The organism is Streptomyces sp. NPDC059866 (assembly GCF_042731325.1).
Lineage (GTDB): Bacteria > Actinomycetota > Actinomycetes > Streptomycetales > Streptomycetaceae > Streptomyces > Streptomyces flavusporus.
This window is the reverse complement of sequence record NZ_JBHWJT010000002.1, coordinates 397,536-414,210: the sequence shown is the minus strand read 5'-3', so window position 1 is coordinate 414,210 and position 16,675 is coordinate 397,536. Positions and strand designations below refer to the sequence as shown.

The 16,675-nt window shown below is 71.8% G+C and carries 13 protein-coding genes; 9 read left to right on the top strand and 4 right to left on the bottom strand.

Annotation, left to right across the window (positions count from 1 at the left end):
• Positions 1-123: 123 nt before the first annotated feature.
• The gene (locus tag ACFV7R_RS04120; protein WP_129802838.1) at positions 124-531 is read left to right on the top strand and encodes a DUF6278 family protein; all 408 of its coding nucleotides are present in this window, start codon (positions 124-126) and stop codon (positions 529-531) included.
• A gap of 220 nt (positions 532-751) precedes the next feature.
• Here the strand turns inward: ACFV7R_RS04120 and ACFV7R_RS04115 are convergent, their stop codons facing one another.
• Positions 752-2,320 (bottom strand): CocE/NonD family hydrolase, encoded by a 1,569-nt coding sequence (locus ACFV7R_RS04115; RefSeq protein ID WP_385259611.1) that lies wholly within the window; start codon positions 2,318-2,320, stop codon positions 752-754.
• A 300-nt stretch (positions 2,321-2,620) separates the two neighbouring features.
• Between ACFV7R_RS04115 and ACFV7R_RS04110 the strand changes: the two genes are divergently transcribed.
• Complete coding sequence (locus tag ACFV7R_RS04110; RefSeq protein WP_385259764.1) at positions 2,621-3,496, top strand: alpha/beta hydrolase; 876 nt, start codon at positions 2,621-2,623, stop codon at positions 3,494-3,496.
• Here the strand turns inward: ACFV7R_RS04110 and ACFV7R_RS04105 are convergent.
• Positions 3,479-4,246 (bottom strand): hypothetical protein, encoded by a 768-nt coding sequence (locus ACFV7R_RS04105; protein ID WP_385259608.1) that lies wholly within the window; start codon positions 4,244-4,246, stop codon positions 3,479-3,481. The genes ACFV7R_RS04110 and ACFV7R_RS04105 overlap by 18 nt on opposite strands.
• Before the next feature lie 126 nt (positions 4,247-4,372).
• On the opposite strand from ACFV7R_RS04105, the gene ggt reads away from it, so the two are divergent.
• Entirely contained in the window at positions 4,373-6,172 is a 1,800-nt protein-coding gene (ggt, locus tag ACFV7R_RS04100) for a gamma-glutamyltransferase (protein ID WP_385259605.1), read from the top strand.
• Between the two features lie 3 nt (positions 6,173-6,175).
• Here the strand turns inward: ggt and ACFV7R_RS04095 are convergent, their stop codons facing one another.
• Positions 6,176-8,734 carry an ATP-dependent Clp protease ATP-binding subunit gene (locus tag ACFV7R_RS04095; RefSeq protein WP_385259604.1) on the bottom strand — a complete coding sequence of 853 codons (2,559 nt, stop codon included), beginning with the start codon at positions 8,732-8,734 and terminating at the stop codon, positions 6,176-6,178.
• A gap of 204 nt (positions 8,735-8,938) precedes the next feature.
• Positions 8,939-9,706, bottom strand: coding sequence for a type I methionyl aminopeptidase (gene map / locus ACFV7R_RS04090; protein WP_385259602.1), 768 nt, complete (start codon positions 9,704-9,706; stop codon positions 8,939-8,941).
• A gap of 32 nt (positions 9,707-9,738) precedes the next feature.
• Here map and ACFV7R_RS04085 point away from each other — a divergent pair, with 32 nt between their 5' ends.
• The 6 genes from ACFV7R_RS04085 (at position 9,739) to ACFV7R_RS04060 (ending at position 16,625) form a co-directional block, all read left to right on the top strand.
• Complete coding sequence (locus ACFV7R_RS04085; RefSeq protein ID WP_224738703.1) at positions 9,739-9,990, top strand: helix-turn-helix domain-containing protein; 252 nt, start codon at positions 9,739-9,741, stop codon at positions 9,988-9,990.
• A gap of 127 nt (positions 9,991-10,117) precedes the next feature.
• A complete protein-coding gene (locus tag ACFV7R_RS04080; RefSeq protein WP_385259599.1) occupies positions 10,118-11,677 on the top strand; it encodes a hypothetical protein in 1,560 nt (519 codons plus the stop codon).
• A gap of 157 nt (positions 11,678-11,834) precedes the next feature.
• The gene (locus ACFV7R_RS04075) at positions 11,835-12,677 is read left to right on the top strand and encodes a nitrilase-related carbon-nitrogen hydrolase (RefSeq protein WP_224738629.1); all 843 of its coding nucleotides are present in this window, start codon (positions 11,835-11,837) and stop codon (positions 12,675-12,677) included.
• Complete coding sequence (locus ACFV7R_RS04070; protein ID WP_385259597.1) at positions 12,674-13,960, top strand: aspartate aminotransferase family protein; 1,287 nt, start codon at positions 12,674-12,676, stop codon at positions 13,958-13,960. Before ACFV7R_RS04075 ends, ACFV7R_RS04070 begins: the two co-directional genes overlap by 4 nt.
• Positions 13,961-13,985: 25 nt before the next feature.
• Positions 13,986-15,578 (top strand): PucR family transcriptional regulator, encoded by a 1,593-nt coding sequence (locus ACFV7R_RS04065; protein WP_385259595.1) that lies wholly within the window; start codon positions 13,986-13,988, stop codon positions 15,576-15,578.
• 204 nt (positions 15,579-15,782) lie between these two features.
• A complete protein-coding gene (locus tag ACFV7R_RS04060) occupies positions 15,783-16,625 on the top strand; it encodes a nitrilase-related carbon-nitrogen hydrolase (RefSeq protein WP_385259593.1) in 843 nt (280 codons plus the stop codon).
• The last annotated feature ends 50 nt before the right edge of the window (positions 16,626-16,675 follow it).

The following is a 16,675-nucleotide window of genomic DNA, read 5'->3' as shown; positions in this document are numbered from 1 at the left end:
AAAGGAGGCAGCGGGCCGGTCAACGAACCATGAGCGAACACTGCATGAAACCGCCCGGACGACCGGACACGATCACCCGCGCGCCTGTGGTGCGCACGCGGGTGCGAATGACAGGCTGGACGTATGAACATCCCTTTCCTCGGCCACCGCCGCCAGCGGCCCCCGATCCCCGACCCCACGGGCATCGCCGAGCTCCTGGCCGAGTGCGAGCTGCTCCGCTCCCAGGCGGGCCGGGCGGGTGTCCGACTCGACGACACGTCAGCCTCGTTGGAGGCGCTCGACCAGCTGCTGCCGCGCTGGCGGGACGACGAGGAGATCCTGCCCTGGCTGGGCAACGACGCCGGTCTGTATCTGGGCACCGTCATCGTGCGCACGGTGCCGGGCGCGGCCTGGGAGATCTGGCCCGACGGCCAGCCGGTGGTGCGGCTGGAGTCCGGCCGCGAGTTCGACGTGGTGGCCTCCGGTCACGAGTGGGCCGCGCATGGTGTGCCGGAGCTGTCCCAGCTGTACGCGGAGGTCGCCGAGTCCTGACCCACCCGCACCGAGCGGGGGACCGGCTCCCGCCCCCATCTGCTGTTCGACACCGGCTCGTTGACCCGGTCCGAACCTGTGTCCGCCGACCGGCCGGAGGCCGGGTCCCTGCCCTGCCGCACCGGCCGGGCCGTCGCTGCGCACCTCGACTACTATGTGCCGTTCATCCCGTAGGGGGCAGCAGTACCCCGAGCCAGGCCCGCCCGGCAGCGGCCGCAGATCACTGCTCGCGCAGCGGAATCGACACGTACGACGGGTCGTTCGGCGGCGAGGAGAAGGTCAGCCGCCCGCCGGACGGGTTGTGCTCGATATAGAGCGGGTCGACCGTGTCGACGACCAGGGCGAGACGGTGCCCTGCCGGGACGTCGTAGGCCGTGGAGAACAGCTCCAGGTCGACGCCGAACGGCTTGCCGGGCGTTCGCCCGTGGAAGGTGTACGGCGCGTTGCTGACCAGCTTGCCGAGGCCGAGCGGGCCCACGTCGTAGAGGTGTGCGACGAGGGTTCCGCTCTCCTTGGTGGGCGTGATGGTCGTGTGCAGCTTCGCCGTACCGCGCACGTGCTGGGTGGTGGCGTACTTCTCCGACTGCCAGACGGCGGCCCAGCGGCGCGGGAGCAGGGGGATCGAGGCCATCGGGGGGACCTGGGCGACCTGGTCGAGGATGCTCGACAGGAAGATGATCCCGCCGTCCGCCCCGGAGTTGACGTTCGTGTGGATCGTGGTGGTGTCCGCGAGGGCGATCTTCCGGCTCGTCGCGGTGACCGACTTCCAGTCCGGGTAGTCCTCGTAGCCGCCCCCGGAACGGGACTTGAGGCGGACCGGCTGTTCACGGTCGATGCCGTTGTCCGCGCCCTTGAGGTGGTGGTCGAACCAGCGCCCGGTGTCGGTCCACACGTCGTTGGGCAGCCCGAACAGTCCCGTCACCTCGGCGGTGGCGTGGTCGCCGGGGCGCAGCTGAAGCCTCTTGGGGACGGTCAACTTCTCGTAGAAGTCCGCGTACTGGTTGGGCGGGAAGATCGTGTCGCCCCAGGCGTTGGCGAGCATGACTGCGGTGCCGTTGGCGTTGAAACGGTCGACGTAGGCCGCGGGGGAACGTTTCTTCCCCCAGGCGATCATCTCGTCCTCCCGGTCCAGATTGGAGGCGAAGAAATCCTTGAAGATCTGCTGGAGTTCGGGGCTGGGACGGCCGGTGAGCGTGCCCGCGCCGTTCAGCAGGGCGGTGGCCTGGGAGTGCTGAGTGCGGCCGGAGTAGATCGAGTCGATCAGGTCGGCCCAGCCGCTGAGTGCGGCGACCGCCCTGACCCGCTTGTCGTGCGCGGCGGCGAGCAGGCTGATGCCGGCCCCGTACGAGACGCCCGCCATGCCGATGCGCCCGGCGTCGGCCGGGGTGTTGGCGAGCGCCCAGTCGATGACCCTGGACGCGTCGGCGATGTCGGGCGGTCCGGCGACCTCGATGTGTCCACCGGACTGCCAGAAGCCGCGCACGTTGTAACTGACCACGACGTACCCGGCGTCGGCGAGCTTCTGGGCCTGGGCGAGGTACTCGACCTGGGGCAGGCCCCAGCTGGTGGGCAGGACGAGCAGCGGATAGCGGTCACCGGCGCCGGCGCCCGGGGGAGTGGCGACGTTCGCCTTGAGGACGGTGCCGCCGTCGCCGGTGACGTCGACGAAGCGGACGCTGTTCGGGGCCGCCTGGGCGGCGGGGGCGAGCCCGAGGGCGCTACCGGCGACCAGGGTCGCGGAGACGGCGCCCACGGCGGTCGTACGCAGGGCCTTGCGAGGCAGTCCCACGGGCCACTCCTCACTCGTGTCAGTGAAAGTGACCCGACGGTAACCGGGACCACTTACCGCAGGTAACCCATCGGTAAGTTACGTGGCAGTAACGATTGAGCGTTGAAGATCTCCGATGTGCGTCCGACCCGGCCATACACAGTGCCGCGGGAGCCTGCAAACCGGACGCAGGCCTGAACTCGGCCCGCCTTGCGGGGTCATGGAGCGGCCCGCAGGCTGGACGCGTCCAGCACATGGGGCGATGAGAAAGGAGGCGTGGTGACGGAAGTCCTGCCGGCCTCGGAACAGCCGGCGGCAGCGATGTCCGCCGAGGTGCGGCCGATCACGCTCGACGCAGCGGGCGTCTCCCTGTCCGGGCTGCTGGCCGAGCCGGAGCGGAGTGCGCCCCGGGCGACCGTGGTCGCCCTGCACGGCGGCGGTATGAGCGCGGGCTACTTCGACGGGCAGGCGCATCCCGACCTGTCCCTGCTCGCGTTGGGGGCGCGGCTCGGTTTCACCGTGCTCGCCCTGGACCGCCCCGGCTACGGCCACTCGGCCGCCCGGCTCCCGGACGGGCAGACGCTCGCCGAGCAGGCGGTGACGGTGAGCTCGGCGATCATGGAGTTCGGCGAGCGGTGTCCGACCGGTGCCGGTGTGCTGCTCGTGGGTCACTCGTACGGTGGAAAACTGGCCCTGCACCTGGCCGCCGACGGGTCCCTCGAGAGCCTTCTCGCCGTGGACGTGGCCGGGATCGGCCACCGGTTCGCCGTCGACCCGGGCAGCCTCGCCCAACTGCACGGCGTACGGCAACGACGCTTGAACTGGGGCCCGTTGACGCTGTATCCGCCGGGCACCTTCCTGGCGAGCGGGCGGGTGGTGGCGCCGATGCCGCGCCGCGAGGCCGAGGGGGTCAGGGACTGGCCCCGGCTCTCCGACACCTTGCTGCCCCGGGTGGGGGTACCGGTACGGCTGACCTTCGCCGAGCACGAGGCCTGGTGGCGCACCACCGACGACGACCTGGCCGACCTCGCCGGACGGTTCACGGGCGCGCCCCGCGTCCTGGTGGAGCGGCTGCCGGGCGCCGGGCACAACATCAGCCTGGGGTGGGCGGCACGGGCGTACCACCTACGGGTGCTCGCCCACCTGGAGGAGGCGCTGACGCCGCCGAGGCGGCTGCATTCAGGGGGCGCGGTGTGAGTTCCGTGGCGGAGCGGCGGCCTCCGTGGACGGCAGGGGAGCCTGTGCGGCCCGGGTCACGTCGGCGACCAGCTCGACGACGTCCGGGCCGTAGGCCTGTGAGTTGACGACCTTGAGCAGCAGGACGAAGGACTTGGCGCCGTGCTTGCGGGCCAGCCGCTCATGGTTGCGGGCGAGGTAGCGGGTAGCGGCCTGGTTGGTGATCGCGCGCTGCCCGCAGAAGAGGAACACCGGGCGTGCCTCGCGCCGCTCGCCCGCGGTCAGCCGGGCCAGCAGCACGTACTCCGTGACACCGGCCTCCACGCGGTAGCGCTCGCTGCCGATCTGGAAGGCGCCCCGGTCCGGGCCCGGTTCCGGGTCGATGTTGACGCGTATGCCGGGCAGCATGGCCGCCATATGGGCCAGCATGCGCCGGTTGGAACCGGGACCGCCGACGCAGAACTCGGTGCGTTCGCCGAAGCCCTGCTGGACGTTGTCCTGGGTCACCATCTGCACGTTCGCTCCGCAGTCCTTGATCAGTGCGGCGAGTTCCAGCAGGGCGAACACGTCGAACCGGTGGACCGCGGGCTCGGAGGCGGCCGGATCGCGGTTGACGACGAGCAGTGACTCGGAGTTCTTCGGCAGCCCGAGGAACTCCTGCTTGCGGCGGAGCTTCCGCTTCCACAGGTAGGTACGGGCGATCCAGCCCAGCCCGGCGCTGATGGCTGCCGCGATCACGCCCAGGACGATGTTGCGCACGTCGTCATTCATGGGCGCGCATGGTAGCGGGCGCGGGGAAACCGTGTTCGAGGTGAGGCCGACGCGCAGGTGTGTGATCCTGACGGGGGCATGGCAATGGATTAGGCTGCGCGAACCGGTTCCTGACTGGAGGTGCGGATGCGTCGCCCTGTCGTGCGGAAACTGACGGTCCTGGCGGTGTCCACCGCCGTGGTGGCGGTGGGGGCCGCGGCGCCCCCGGCCCCCACGACGGCACCGGCCGAGAAGGTCCCGGTCGCCGTCGGCCACGGCGGTGCGGTCGCGAGCGTCGACGCGGACGCCTCCGCGGCCGGGATCGAGGTGCTGAGGAAGGGCGGCAACGCCGTCGACGCGGCCGTCGCCACCGCCGCCGCACTGGGCGTCACCGAGCCCTACTCCGCCGGCATCGGCGGAGGCGGCTACTTCGTCTACTACGACGCCAGGTCCCGTACCGTGCGGACCATCGACGGCCGCGAGACCGCGCCGCTGACCGCCGACTCGGACCTCTTCCTGGAGAACGGCAAGCCGCTCGCCCTCGCCGACGCCGTCAGCAGCGGCCTCGGCGTCGGCACCCCCGGCACGCCCGCCACCTGGCGGACGGCGCTCGACAAGTGGGGCAGCAAGCGGCTCGCCACCCTGCTCGCGCCCGCCGAGCGGCTGGCCCGCGACGGCTTCACCGTCGACGCCACCTTCCGCGCGCAGACCGCCGCCAACGAGACCCGGTTCCGCTACTTCCCCGACACCGCCGAGCTGTTCCTGCCGAACGGCGAACTCCCCGTCGTCGGCTCCACCTTCAAGAACCCCGACCTCGCCCGCACCTACGCGGAGCTGGGCAGGAAGGGCGTCGGCGCGATCTACCGCGGCGACATCGGCGACGACATCGTCGACACCGTCAACAAGCCGCCGGTGGACCCGGCTTCGGGCTGGAACGCCCGCCCCGGCGAACTGGCCGAGAAGGACCTGGCGGCCTACGAGGCCAAGCTCCAGGCGCCCACGAAGACCACGTACCGCGGCCTCGGCGTCCACTCCATCGCCCCTTCCTCCTCCGGCGGCACCACCGTCGGCGAAGCCCTCAACATCCTGGAGAGCACCGACCTTTCGAAGGCGAGCGACATCCAGTACCTGCACCGCCACATCGAGGCGAGCCGGATCGCGTTCGCCGACCGCGGGCGCTGGGTCGGCGACCCCGCCTTCGAGGACGTACCGACGCAGGAACTGCTCTCCCAGCGCTACGCCGACTCCCGCGCGTGCCTCATCAAGGACGACGCCGTGCTCACCAGCCCGCTCGCGCCCGGCGACCCGCGCGACCCGGTGGCCTGTGCCACCGGTGGAAAGGCGGCGCCGACGACGTACGAGGGCGAGAACACCACTCATCTGACGGTGGCCGACAAGTGGGGCAACGTCGTCGCCTACACCCTCACCATCGAGCAGACCGGCGGCAGCGGCATCACGGTCCCCGGCCGCGGGTTCATCCTCAACAACGAGCTGACCGACTTCTCCTTCGCCCCGGCCGACCCGGCCGTGCACGACCCGAACCTGCCCGGTCCGGGCAAGCGGCCGCGGTCGTCGATCTCGCCGACGATCGTGCTCGACCGGCACGACAGGCCGGTGGTGGCGCTGGGTTCGCCCGGCGGCGCGACCATCATCACCACCGTGCTGCAGACCCTGACCGGCTTCCTCGACCGCGGGCTGCCGCTCGTCGACGCGATCGCCGCGCCGCGCGCAAGTCAGCGCAACCAGACCACCACCGAGCTCGAACCGGGCCTGTACGACAGCCCGTTGAAGGCGCGGCTGGAGTCCCTCGGGCACGGCTTCCGGCTCAACCCCGAGATCGGCGCGACCACGGCTGTGCAGCGGCTGCCGGACGGCAAGTGGCTGGCCGCCGCCGAGAAGGTACGGCGGGGCGGCGGCTCGGCGATGGTGGTGCGACCGGCGTCGTAGCGTTCACAGCTCGGGAGCGGGCGGCAAGTCCTCCGTACGGAAGGCGAGCCGCCCGTCCTCCATGTCCACGGTCACCCGGCCGCCCTCGCCGACCCGGCCGTCCAGAAGCATCCGCGAGAGCTGGTTGTCGACCTCCCTCTGGATCGTGCGGCGCAGCGGGCGGGCGCCGTACTCGGGCTGGTAGCCGCGCTCGGAGAGCCAGTCGACGGCCGCGTCGGTGAAGTCGACCGAGACGCCCTGGGCCCGCAGCAGGCGGCGGGTCTTGTCCAGCAGCAGGTTGGTGATCCGTTCCAACTGCTCGTGGGTCAGCTGGCGGAAGACGACGATCTCGTCGATGCGGTTGAGGAACTCGGGCCGGAAGTGCTGGCGCAGCGGCCGCAGGATCTGCTCCTGTCGCGCCTTCTCGTCGGCCTCGGCGTCGCCCGTCCCGAAGCCGATGCCGGCCCCGCCCCGGGAGATCGCCTCGGAGCCGAGGTTGCTGGTCATCACGATGACCGTGTTGGTGAAGTCGACGGTGCGGCCCTGGGAGTCGGTCAGCCGCCCGTCGTCCAGGACCTGGAGCAGGATGTTGAAGACGTCCGGGTGCGCCTTCTCCACCTCGTCCAGGAGGAGCAGTGAGTACGGGTGCCGGCGTACGACCTCGGTGAGCTGACCGGCCTCCTCGTGCCCGACGTAGCCGGGCGGGGCGCCGATCAGACGGCTGACGGTGTGCCTTTCCTGGTACTCGCTCATGTCCAGGCGGACCATGCGCTCCTCGCTGCCGAACAACGCTTCGGCCAGCGCACGGGCCAGTTCGGTCTTGCCGACGCCGGTCGGGCCGAGGAAGAGGAAGCTGCCGATCGGCCGGTCGGGACTCGCGAGTCCGGCCCGGGAGCGCAGCACGGCCTCGGAGACGACGCGCACCGCCTCGTTCTGGCCGACGACCCGCTCGTGCAGGTGCTCCTCCAGGCCGAGCAGCCGGTCCTTCTCCTCCTCGGTGAGGCTGCTCACCGGGATGCCGGTCTGCCGTGAGACGACCTCCGCGATCGCCTCCGCGGTGACCTCCAGATGCTGGCCCTCGTCGACCTCCTCCTCGCCGCTGGCCTCCACGATGCGCTGCTTCAACTCGACGATACGGTCGCGCAGTTGCGTCGCCTGCTCGTACTGTTCGTCGGCGACCGCCTGGTCCTTGTCCCGGGTCAGCTGCTCGACCTCGCGCTCCATGGTCCGTACGTCCGTGCCCTTCGTCCGGGCGCGCAGCCGTACCCGGGCACCGGCCTGGTCGATCAGGTCGATCGCCTTGTCCGGCAGCCGGCGGTCGGTGAGATAGCGGTCGGACAGCTCCACGGCGGCGACGAGCGCCTCGTCGCTGTAGCGGACCTGGTGGTGGGCCTCGTAACGGTCGCGCAGACCGCGCAGGATCTCGATCGCGTCCGCGGTGGTCGGCTCGGGCACCATGACCGGCTGGAAGCGGCGGGCCAGCGCCGCGTCCTTCTCGATCCGGCGGAACTCCTCCAGCGTGGTCGCGCCGACGATGTGCAGTTCGCCGCGGGCCAGGGCCGGCTTGAGGATGTTGCCGGCGTCCATGGACCCGCCTTCGCCGCCGCCTCCGGCGCCCACGACGGTGTGCAACTCGTCGATGAAGACGATCAGTTGGTCCGAGTGCGTGCGGATCTCGCCGACGATGTTGTTCAGCCGCTCCTCGAAGTCCCCCCGGTAGCGGGTGCCGGCGACCACAGCGGCCAGGTCCAGCGCGAAGACCCGGCGGCCACTGAGCACGTCGGGCACGTCGCCGTCGGCGATCCGCTGGGCCAGGCCCTCCACGATCGCGGTCTTGCCGACGCCCGCGTCGCCGATCAGCACCGGGTTGTTCTTGCCGCGCCGGGAAAGCACCTCGACGGTCTGCTCGATCTCCTCCTCCCGCCCGATCACCGGGTCGATACGGCCCTGGCGGGCGAGGTCGGTGAGGTCGCGGCCGTACTTGTCGAGCGTGGGGGTGCCCGTGTCGACGCGCGGCCGTTGGTCGGTGCCGGGGCGGGGCTGGGTGGCGTCGGGGGTCTCGGGCGGCAGACCGGAGGGGGCGAAACGGGCCGCATTGAGGATGTGCCCGGCGGCCGAGTCGGGGTTCGCGGCGAGGGCGCTGAGCACGTGCTCCGGGCCGATGTAACCGGTGCCGCGCGCCCGGGCCAGGTCGTGCGCGTCCAGCAGGGCCCGCTTGGCGGCCGGCGTGAGGGAGAGCGACGTCGGCGGCGGGACCTCGCCCTGCGGGTGCTGGACCGGGCCCGACCGCTCGTCGATCTCCGTCGCCAGCGAGTCGGGGTCCGCGCCGGCCCGGCTGAGCAGACTCCGGGTCGGCTCCGTGGCGAGCGCGGCCCGCAGCAGGTGCTGGGTGTCCAGGTCCCGGCTGCCGTGCTCGGCGGCGTACTGGGCGGCGCCGCGTACGAGTTCCCTGGCCGGCTGGCTGAGCAGCTGGCCGATGTTGATCTGGCGTGGGCCGGGGCGTGGGCCGCCGAAGAAGCGGGCCAGGAACTCGCCGAAGGGGTCTGAGTCGAAGCCCTCGGGGCCGGGGAAGCCGCTGGTCATCTCAGTTCCGTTTCGCTGCTCGACATGCCGGGGGGGGGCACGAGTGCCCGTGCGCTGCGCGGCTATGCGTGGGGGCGCTTCTAACACCCTGGCACGATCGGGGGTGGGCGGCATGTTCGGGCGCCTACGGTTCCGTGGGGGCCCGCTCGTGTCGTGCGCGTGCGGGTCGTGTGTGGTCGTTCGCGCAGTTCCCCGCGCCCCTGCTCACCTTGCCGTGAGGATGCGAGGTCCCGCCTCCGTGATCGCCACCGTGTGTTCCGCGTGGGCCGCGCGGGAGCCGTCGTTGGTGCGGAGGGTCCAGCCGTCGGGGGCCGCGTGGTAGTCGTCCTTGCCGCCGGCGGTCAGCATCGGCTCGATGGCCAGGACCATGCCGTGGCGCAGGGGGAGGCCGCGGCCGGGGCGGCCCTCGTTCGGGACCGGGGGGTCCTCGTGCATGCGGCGGCCGATGCCGTGGCCGCCGAAGCCGTCCGGGATGCCGTAGCCGGCCGCGCGGCACACCGAGCCGATGGCGTGGGCGATGTCGCCGATGCGGTTGCCGACGACCGCCGCCTCGATGCCGGCGTTCAGGGCCCTCTCGGCGGTGTCGATCAGTCGTAGGTCGGCCGCGCGGGGCGTGCCCACGACGAAGCTGATCGCCGAGTCGCCGGCCCAGCCGTTCAGTTCGGCGCCGCAGTCGATGGAGACCAGGTCGCCGTCGCGCAGACGGTGGCGGGTCGGGATGCCGTGCACGATCGCGTCGTTCACCGAGGCGCAGATGACGGCGGGAAAGGGCGTGGGCGCGAACGAAGGGCGGTAACCGAGGAAGGGGGAGGTCGCCCCGGCCTCGCGCAGCACCTCGCGGGCCACCTCGTCCAGCTCCAGCAGGGAGACGCCGACGTCCGCAGCCGCCCGTACGGCGGTCAGTGCCCGCCCGACGATCCGGCCCGCCTCGTGCATGGCGTCGATCGATGTGTCCGTCTTCAGCTCAACCATGCCAATTACTATACCGGTATTAGAATGGCGGCATGGTACGCACCCCATTGACCCCGGAAGAACGCGAACGCGGCGAGCGGCTCGGACGGCTGCTGCGTGAGGCCCGCGGCGGCCGCAGCATGGCGGACGTCGCGGCGAACGCGGGCATCTCCGCGGAGACGCTCCGCAAGATCGAGACCGGCCGTGCCCCGACGCCGGCCTTCTTCACGGTGGCCGCGCTGGCCGGGGCCCTGGGTCTGTCGATGGACGAACTGGCCGGAGCGTGTACGCCGGCAGTGGCGTGATGTCACTGGCGGGATCCGGGTGATCTGAGGCTTCCGCGTCCCCTCTGAAAACTCCCCGTAGCGAGCCTGTAACACGGCTGGTGTTGTCTACGGAACCGGAGTGCTCCGGTCTTGCGGGGGTTGAGCGATGACAGTGGATCAACTCCCCGGTCAGGTGCGGGAGTTCGCGAACTACCTGGACGGCCTGGTGACGCGCCTGGATCAGGGCGGCGGGTGGTGTGCCGTGTTCTGGCAGCGCGACCCCGGGGGCATGCGGGCCTGCCTCGACGGGCGTGAAGTGCCGCCGTGGGACGTCGTGGAGGCGTTGCTGCAGGACCTCGCCGCGGAGTACGGCCCCGGTGTTGCCGGCCCGGAGAAGGAGCAGGCCCGCTCCCTGCACGCCGCCGCACTCCTCGCGTACGACGCCACGCTCGGCGGCCGGGACGCCCTCGGGGACCGGCTCGACGTCATGCTCCGCGAGCAGCGCTACGCCGCCGAACGGCTCGCCGAACTGGGGCGGTTGCTCCATACCGCCACCACCCGGCAGGACGCCGACGCCATCCGCATGGACCTCGCCTGGGCCCGCGACGACCATGAACGCGCGACCGCACGGTGTGCCGAACTCCGGTCCCGCATGGAGGAGTTGGAGCGACGGGCGGTGGGCGGTCAGATGCACGGGGGGCAGGCGATCCGGCCGCGGAACGCAGGGGAGGGCCCTGTGCTGCACGCCGGGAGCGACCCGTACGGCTCCCAGACCCCGACCCGCCCGCGGCCGGCCCCGTCCCCATACCCCACCTCCGGCCACCCGGCCCCGTACTCCGTCTCCGGCCACCCGGCCCCCGCCCCGTCCGCCCAGCCCACCGGCTTCGCCCCGGCCGCCGCCGCCCCGCATTCCGCCCCAGCCCCGCAGCCCACCCCCTTCGACCAGACCCCCACCACCCCTGCCGCCCCGGCCCCCGCCCCGCCTGACCCCCACCCCACCCCCAAGCAGCGCAAACGCCGCCGTGGCAGCGCGCGCTTCGCCGGCATGGCCGAGGAAGAGGCCACCCCCTCCGTCGTACCGCCGGAGGCACCCGCGCCGGCCGCCGCTTCCGGTCGTACCCCGCGCGGAGCCCGCTTCGCGGGTGCCGCCGCCGAGCCGGCCGAGCGGTCGCAGCCGCAGGCCGAACCGCTGGACGCGGCGGCGCGGCGGGAGACCACCGGGATCGTCGAGACGCTGGTGCGGCTGCGCGGCGAGGGGCGCAGCGGTGAGGCGCACGTCCTGCTGGTCGAGGCCGCGTACTGGCCCGCCGCACGCTTCCCGCTGCTCGCCGCCGAGATGGAGCGCGCCGGGCTCGGCGCCGACTGGGCGACGCTGCTGTGGGAGGCCGCCTCACTGCCCGCCGACCGGCTCGTCGCCGCCGCCGACGCACTGGTCGCGGCGGGCCGGACCGCCGACGGGGAGCAGATGCTCCGGCAGGGTGTGGCCCGGCCCGCCGCCGAGATCGGCCGGTCCGTGCTCGCCCTGGCCATCGAGGGCCGCCGCCGCGAGGTCCGTGCGCTGCTCGACGCCTACGTCCGCGTCCGCACCCCGGAGGAGGCGGCCCGCAGCGCCGAGCCGGACCCGCAGACCCTCGTACCGCTCCTGCTGGAGGCCGCGCAGGGCGTCTCCGACGACCGGCACTGGGATCTCGTGCACGCCCTCCGGGTGGCCGGGCTCACCTCCTGAGAACCCTGTCGATCACCCACAGGAGTGTGAAACACGACCGACTCCGCGGGTTGACGACGATGGTCTTGGCAAGGCCTTCAGCTAGGCATACGTTCGTGCCTCTACGGCCTGCGTCTACGGGCGTAGAGGCGCTGACGTCCCGTCGAAGGAGCAGCTCATGGCGAACGTCGTCCGTGCCGCTCTGGTCCAGGCCACCTGGACCGGCGACACCGAGTCCATGGTGGCGAAACACGAGGAGCACGCCCGCGAGGCAGCCCGGCAGGGCGCCGGGATCATCGGGTTCCAGGAAGTCTTCAACAGCCCCTACTTCTGCCAGGTCCAGGAGCCGGAGCACTACCGGTGGGCCGAGCCGGTGCCCGACGGCCCGACCGTGCGTCGTATGCAGGAACTCGCGCGCGAGACCGGCATGGTGATCGTCGTGCCGGTCTTCGAGGTCGAGCAGTCCGGTTTCTACTACAACACCGCGGCCGTGATCGACGCGGACGGCTCGTACCTCGGCAAGTACCGCAAGCACCACATCCCGCAGGTGAAGGGCTTCTGGGAGAAGTACTACTTCAAGCCCGGAAACCTCGGCTGGCCCGTCTTCGACACCGCTGTCGGCAAGGTCGGCGTCTACATCTGCTACGACCGCCACTTCCCGGAGGGCTGGCGGCAGCTCGGCCTCAACGGCGCCCAGCTGGTGTACAACCCGTCCGCGACGCACCGCGGTCTGTCGGCCTACCTGTGGCGGCTGGAGCAGCCTGCCGCCGCCGTCGCCAACGAGTACTTCATCGCCGCCATCAACCGGGTCGGGGTCGAGGAGTACGGCGACAACGACTTCTACGGCACGAGCTACTTCGTCGACCCGCGAGGGCAGTTCGTGGGGGAGGTCGCCGACGACAAGAGCGAGGAACTCCTCGTCCGTGACCTCGACTTCGACGTCATCGAAGAGGTGCGGCAGCAGTGGGCCTTCTACCGCGACCGCCGCCCCGACGCCTACGAAGGGCTGGTACAGCCGTGACCAAGGACCTGCTGGGCCGCCACCGGGCCGTGCTGCCCGACTGGCTCGCCCTCTACTACGACGACCCGATCGAGATCACCCACGGCGAGGGCCGGCACGTCTGGGACGCCGACGGAAACAAGTATCTCGACTTCTTCGGCGGCATCCTCACCACCATGACCGCGCACGCCCTGCCCGAGGTCACCAAGGCGGTGAACGAGCAGGCCGGGCGCATCATCCACTCCTCCACGCTCTACCTCAACCGGCCGATGGTCGAACTCGCCGAGCGCATCGCCCAGTTGAGCGGCATCCCGGACGCCCGTGTCTTCTTCACCACCTCCGGCACGGAGGCCAACGACACCGCCCTGCTGCTGGCCACCACCTGTCGCGGCAGCAACACCGTCCTCGCCATGCGCAACAGTTACCACGGCCGCTCCTTCAGCGCCGTCGGCATCACCGGCAACCGCGGCTGGTCACCGACCTCGCTGTCCCCGCTGCAGACGCTGTACGTGCACGGCGGCATCCGCACGCGCGGCCCGTACGCCTCGTTGAGCGACACCGAGTTCATCGCGGCCTGCGTCGAGGACCTGAAGGACCTGCTCGGGCACACCCGCCCGCCCGCCGCCCTGATCGCCGAGCCCATCCAGGGCGTCGGCGGCTTCACCTCGCCACCGGACGGTCTGTACGCGGCCTTCCGCGAGGTCCTGAACGAGCGGGGCATCCTCTGGATCGCCGACGAGGTGCAGACCGGCTGGGGCCGCACCGGCGAGCACTTCTGGGGCTGGCAGGCACACGACCGCAGTGGCCCGCCGGACATGGTCACCTTCGCCAAGGGCATCGGCAACGGCATGTCCATCGGCGGGGTCGTCGCCCGCGCCGAGATCATGAACTGCCTGGACGCCAACAGCATCTCGACCTTCGGCGGCACCCAGATCACCATGGCGGCCGGCCTCGCCAACCTCACGTACCTGCTGGAACACGACCTCCAGGGCAACGCCCGGCGGGTCGGCGGGCTGCTCATCGAACGGCTGCGGGCGGTCGCCGCGCAGGTACCGGCCGTCCGGGAGGTACGGGGGCGCGGACTGATGATCGGCATCGAGATCGTGCGGCCCGGGACGGACGAGGCCGACCCGCAGGCCGCGTCCGCCGTGCTGGAGGCGGCCCGCGCGTCCGGGCTGCTCATCGGCAAGGGCGGCGGTCACAACACCAGCGCCCTGCGCATCGCCCCGCCGCTGTCCCTGACCGTCGCGGAGGCCGAGGAGGGCGCCGCGATCCTCGAACACGCTCTGCGGAGCATCAGCTAGCCCGGCCGAGCAAGGGATGACCGCCATGACCACCACCTCGGAGCCCTGGGAACCGCCGGAGTCCTTCGAACGCCCGGAACCGGCCCTGTCGGTCCGCCAGGTCCTCGCCCTGGAGCGGGTGCTCGCGGGGCAGCCCGAGGTGGTGGCCGGGGCGGGCCAGCTCGACCGGCCGGTGCGGTGGGTGCACGTGGCCGAGGCCGCGGACGTCGGGGTCATGCTCAGCGGCGGGGAGATGGTGCTCACCACCGGGGTGCTGCTCGCCGGCGACGTCACCAAGCAGGCCGAGTACATCCACTCACTGCACCGCGCGGAGGCCGCCGCCGTCGTCCTCGGGCTCGGCCGTGCCTTCCCGGCACCGCCGGACGTCATGCGGCGCGCGGCCGAGCGCTGCGGGCTGCCGATGGTGGTGCTGCACCGGCCCTTCCCCTTCGCCGAGCTGACCGAGGAGGTCCAGTCCCGGCTGGTCCGGCGGAAGTTCGCCGCCGTCAGCCTGTCGGAGGCGGTACGGACCGCGCTCACCGGACTGATCACCGCAGGAGCCCCGCTGCAACGGCTGCTCGACGAGGTCGCCCAGCACAGCGCCTGCCCGGTCGTCGTCACCAACCTCGCCCACCGCGTCCTGGCCACGGCGGGGGAGCGGTCGGCGGTGGACGACGTGCTGCGCGACTGGGAGCGGATCTCCCGGCAGGCCGGCGGCCGCGAGGGCGACGGATGGATCCGCGCCGAGCTGGGCGGACGCGGGGAACGCTGGGGCCGGATCGTGCTGTGCGGCTACCGCGGCGACACCGCGACCGGACGGCTGCTCGCCGACCGCGCCGCCGAGGCCCTCGTCCTGCACCGCATGCTCGGCGGCAACGCGGGCGGCTCCTGGGAGGAGCAGTCCGCGCAGAGCCTGCTGACCGACCTGGTCAGCGGGGTCGTACCGGCCCGGCAGCTGCTGCCCCGCGCGCGTGCCGCCGGACTGCCGGTCAACCGGCGCACCTTCGTGCCCCTCGTCGTGCGCGACGGCGACACCGCCCAGCTGGACCGGGTGCTGCGCCTGCTGGGGATGGCCGGGCTCGTCGCCGAGCTCGCCGACGGAGCCACCGCCGTGCTGCTGAGCCTCGCCCGGGACCAGGACGCGGAGGCGCTCACGGCGCACTTTGCGGCCCGGCTGCGCTCGGAGTCCGGGGCGGCCTCGACAACAGTGGCCGCCGCCGATGCCCGCACCGCCTGGGACGCCGTGCCCGCGGGCCTGCGCGAGGCGCGGCATGTCGCCGACGCCGTGGCCGACTCCTCCGCCGCCCTCGACCTCCCGGCCGTCGTACGCCTGAGGGACGTACACCTGCGGGGACTGATCCGGCTGCTGCGGGACGATCCGCATGTGCAGTCCTTCGCGGAGCGGGAGCTGGACGGGCTGCTGCGCGGCGGCGAGGAGGATCTGCTGACGGTGCTGCGGACGTATCTCGCCACCGGCCGCAACAAGTCCCGCACCGCCCAGCTCCACCACGTCTCCCGGCCGGCGCTCTACCGCCGCCTGGAGGCGATACAGGCCCGGCTGCGCGTCGACCTGGACGACTTCGAGCAGGCGGCCTCGGTGCACATCGCGCTCCTCGCGCACGACGCGCAACAGGGGTGACCGGGCGATGCGCGACAGGGGTGGACCCAGCACTGCGAAACAGCGGGGAAACACGGTACGACCTGGGAAAACGGCGGTGAAACATGGGCTCACCTCGGGATGACACCGTGGCACGCCGGGTGCCCGCAGACGTGACACGATGCAACTCAAAGAGGACCACCCGACTTCCTAGGCTCACCGCACACCGAGCTACCGGAGGTCCCGATGAGCAGAGTGATCCGCGCCGCCGTCTTCCAGACCGCCTGGACCGGCGACAAGGAGTCGATGATCCAGGTGCACGAGCAGGCCGTGCGCGACGCCGCCGCGCAGGGTGCTCAGGTCCTGTGCTTCCAGGAGCTGTTCTACGGGCCGTACTTCTGCCAGGTCCAGGACCCGGCCTTCTACGAGTACGCCGAGCAGATCCCCGAGGGCCCCATCGTCCGGCGCTTCCAGGCGCTGGCCCGGGAACTGGGCATCGTCCTCGTCCTGCCGATGTACGAGGAGGAGCAGCCCGGCGTCCTCTACAACACCGCGGCCGTGATCGACGCGGACGGCTCGTACCTCGGCAAGTACCGCAAGACCCACATTCCGCAGGTCAAGGGCTTCTGGGAGAAGTTCTACTTCCGGCCCGGGAACAGCGGCTGGCCGGTTTTCGACACCGCGGTCGGAAAGATCGGCGTCTACATCTGCTACGACCGTCACTTCCCGGAGGGCTGGCGTGCGCTCGGCCTCGCGGGCGCCGAGATCGTCTTCAACCCGTCGGCCACCTCGCGCGGGCTGTCCGGCTACCTGTGGCAGCTGGAGCAGCCGGCGGCCGCCGTCGCCAACGAGTACTTCGTCGGCGCGATCAACCGGGTCGGGGTCGAGGAGTACGGCGACAACGACTTCTACGGCACCTCGTACTTCGTGGACCCGGAAGCCCAGTTCGTCGGCGAGGTGGCGAGCGACAAGGAGACCGAACTCGTCGTCCGGGATCTGGACCTGGCCAAGCTGCGAGAGGTCAGGGACCGCTGGCAGTTCTACAGGGACAGGGCGCCGGGGGCGTACGGGCCGCTGACAACGCCCTGAGGGGCAGCGCCCCAGGGGCGCGGGCCGAGTCGACATGCGGCTCCGCCGCG

Bases quoted from the DNA above. Each gene is read 5' to 3' on its own strand.
- ACFV7R_RS04085 (WP_224738703.1), top strand. From the start codon at position 9,739: ATGGTACGCACCCCATTGACCCCGGAAGAACGCGAACGCGGCGAGCGG.
- ACFV7R_RS04080 (WP_385259599.1), top strand. From the start codon at position 10,118: ATGACAGTGGATCAACTCCCCGGTCAGGTGCGGGAGTTCGCGAACTAC.
- ACFV7R_RS04065 (WP_385259595.1), top strand. From the start codon at position 13,986: ATGACCACCACCTCGGAGCCCTGGGAACCGCCGGAGTCCTTCGAACGC.
- ACFV7R_RS04120 (WP_129802838.1), top strand. From the start codon at position 124: ATGAACATCCCTTTCCTCGGCCACCGCCGCCAGCGGCCCCCGATCCCC.
- ACFV7R_RS04060 (WP_385259593.1), top strand. From the start codon at position 15,783: ATGAGCAGAGTGATCCGCGCCGCCGTCTTCCAGACCGCCTGGACCGGC.
- ACFV7R_RS04105 (WP_385259608.1), bottom strand. From the start codon at position 4,246: ATGAATGACGACGTGCGCAACATCGTCCTGGGCGTGATCGCGGCAGCC.
- ACFV7R_RS04110 (WP_385259764.1), top strand. From the start codon at position 2,621: ATGTCCGCCGAGGTGCGGCCGATCACGCTCGACGCAGCGGGCGTCTCC.
- ggt (WP_385259605.1), top strand. From the start codon at position 4,373: ATGCGTCGCCCTGTCGTGCGGAAACTGACGGTCCTGGCGGTGTCCACC.
- map (WP_385259602.1), bottom strand. From the start codon at position 9,706: ATGGTTGAGCTGAAGACGGACACATCGATCGACGCCATGCACGAGGCG.
- ACFV7R_RS04095 (WP_385259604.1), bottom strand. From the start codon at position 8,734: ATGACCAGCGGCTTCCCCGGCCCCGAGGGCTTCGACTCAGACCCCTTC.
- ACFV7R_RS04075 (WP_224738629.1), top strand. From the start codon at position 11,835: ATGGCGAACGTCGTCCGTGCCGCTCTGGTCCAGGCCACCTGGACCGGC.